Origin of the sequence: Streptosporangium sp. NPDC006013, assembly GCF_040614275.1 — a bacterium.
Lineage (GTDB): Bacteria > Actinomycetota > Actinomycetes > Streptosporangiales > Streptosporangiaceae > Streptosporangium.
On the sequence record NZ_JBEXUE010000794.1, the window covers coordinates 1 to 2,712 of the forward strand.

1 protein-coding gene is annotated in these 2,712 nt (G+C 70.9%); it reads left to right on the forward strand.

Going from position 1 to position 2,712, the window contains the following annotated elements:
• The coding region (locus tag ABZ260_RS49580) for an amino acid adenylation domain-containing protein (RefSeq protein ID WP_355632530.1) at window positions 1-2,712 on the forward strand (2,712 nt) is incomplete at both ends.

A 2,712-nucleotide genomic window follows, 5' to 3' on the forward strand; every position in this document is an offset into this window, starting at 1 on the left:
TCGGTGTGGAGGCTCCGCCCGCGCCGCCGTACAAGAACTATCTGGCCTGGCTGTCCCGCCAGGACCGCGCCGCCGCGAAGGATGCCTGGGACCGGGCACTGGAGGGCATTGACGAGCCGACGCTGGTCGCGCCCGCCGCGGGCGCGCCCGTGACGCCGGGCAAGGTCGCCACCGAGCTGGGCGCCGACCTGACCGCCGCGCTGACCAGACTGGCCCGTCGCCGTGGCGTCACGGTCAACACGGTCCTGCAGGGAGTGTGGGGACTGCTGCTCGCCAAGCTGACCGGCCGCGAGGACGTCGTCTTCGGCGCGGTCGTATCGGGCCGTCCGCCCGAGCTGCCCGGGGTCGAGCGCATGGTCGGCCTGTTCATCAACACCGTGCCCGTCCGGGTCCGGCTCCGGCCCGCCGAGCCCGTCGGCGAAATGCTGGAACGCCTCCAGGACGAGCAGGCGGAGCTGATGCCCCACCATCACCTGGGGCTGACCGAAATCCAGCGCGGCATCCTGTTCGACACGGTCACCGTGCTGGAGAACTACCCATTCGATCCCTCCACAGCCGGTACCGCCCTTGGCGAGGTGCGGCTGACCGGCTTCGGCTCGACAGACGCCCATCACTACCCTCTCGCCCTCGCCGCCGTCCCCGGCGACCGCCTCACCCTGCGGCTGGACCACCGGCCCGACCTGTTCAGCACCGCCGAGGCCCGGCGGCTGCTCGACCGGATGAGCCTGCTGCTCACCACGATCGTCACCGACCCGGACACGCCGGTCGGCCGGATCGGCATTCTTGACGTCGCCGAGCACAGCCAGGCCGTCGAGGAGTGGAACGACACCGGTGCACCGGTGCCGCGCCGTACGTTGCCCGAGCTCTTCGAAGCCGCCGTCGTCCGTGACCCCGAGGCCACCGCGCTGATCCACCTCGGCGAGGCTGTCACGTACGGGCAGCTCAACGGCCGCGCCAACCGGCTGGCTCGGCTACTGGTGGCCGAGCACGGAATCGGCCCCGAGCGGTTGGTGGCGCTGAGGCTGCGCCGTTCCGCTGATCTGGTGGTCGCGGCGCTGGCCGTGCTGAAGGCGGGCGGTGCGTACCTGCCCGTCGACCTCGGCTACCCGGAGGAACGGATCGCCTACATGCTCGCGGACGCCGCCCCCGCCCTGGTGGTCGACGCCGGCTGGCTGGCCGGGGCCGACGCCTCCGGATACGCGGAGTCCGATCTCGGTGTGCCGCTCGTGCCGGAGCGTCCGGCGTACGTGATCTACACCTCCGGCTCGACGGGGCGGCCCAAGGGCGTGGTGGTCACCCACGCCGGCATCGCCGCCCTCGCGTGCTCGCAGGTCGACAGGTTCGGGATCACCCCGGACAGCCGGGTTCTGCACTTCGCCTCGCCGAGCTTCGACGCCTCGGTCATGGAACTGCTGATGGCCTTCGCCGCCGGGGCCGCCCTTGTCATTCCTCCTTCCGGCGCCTACAGCGGAGCCGCGCTGGCCGATGCCCTGCGGGAGGCGCGGGTCACCCACGCCCTGATCCCCCCGGCAGCCCTGGCCGGGGTTCCGGAGGTCTCGCTGCCCGACCTGCGGACCTTGATCGTCGGCGGGGACGCCTGTGCGCCGAACCTGGTGGACGCCTGGGCCCCCGGCCGTCTGATGATCAACGCGTACGGCCCGACAGAGGCGACCATCGCCGCCACCATGAGCGCCCCCCTGAAAACGGGCGAGATCCCGCCGATCGGCTCGCCGGTCCGCGACGCCCGGGCGTACGTGCTGGATTCGTGGCTGCGGCCGGTTCCGGCCGGGGTGGAGGGGGAGCTGTACCTGGCCGGGCCCGGTCTCGCGCGGGGGTATCTGGGGCGGGCCGGGTTGACGGCGGAGCGGTTTGTGGCGTGTCCGTTTGATGGGTCCGGTGGGCGGATGTATCGGACGGGGGATGTGGTTCGGCGTCGTGGTGATGGGGTTGTGGAGTTCGTGGGGCGGGTTGATCAGCAGGTGAAGGTGCGGGGTTTTCGGATTGAGCTGGGTGAGGTGGAGGCGGTGTTGGCCCGGCATGGGTCGGTGTCGCGGGTGGCGGTGCTGGTGCGGGAGGACCGTCCGGGGGATCGGCGGTTGGTGGCGTACGTGGTTCCGGCGGAGGGGGTTTTGGCCGAGGTGGGGTCGGTAGATGCGGAGCCGGTGCTTGATGTGGGGGAGTTGCGGCGGTTCGCGGGGGAGGTGTTGCCGGAGTTCATGGTGCCGTCGGCGGTGGTGGTGTTGGGGGCGTTGCCGGTGACGGGGAACGGGAAGCTGGATCGGGCCGCGTTGCCGGTTCCGGTTCCGGGTTCGGGTTCGGGTTTTGGGGCGGTGTCGGCCGGGGGTGCGCGGGGTGTGGTGGAGGAGGTTTTGTGTGGGGTGTTCGCCGAGGTGTTGGGGGTGGAGCGGGTGGGGGTGGGGGATTCGTTTTTTGAGTTGGGTGGGGATTCGTTGCTGGCGATGCGGTTGGTGGGTCGAGTGCGGTCGGTGCTTGGGGTGGAGGTTTCTGTTCGGGCGGTGTTCGAGGCTCCGTCGGTGGCGGGGTTGGTGGTGCGGGTTTGTGAGGGGTTGGTGGGTGGGGTTCGTCGGCGGGTGTCGGTGCGTTCGGGGGTGGGGGGTGCTGGGGTGGTGCCGTTGTCGTTCGGGCAGGGGCGGTTGTGGTTTTTGAATCGGTTGGGGGTGAGGGCGGGGGTTTATAACGTGCCGGTGGTGT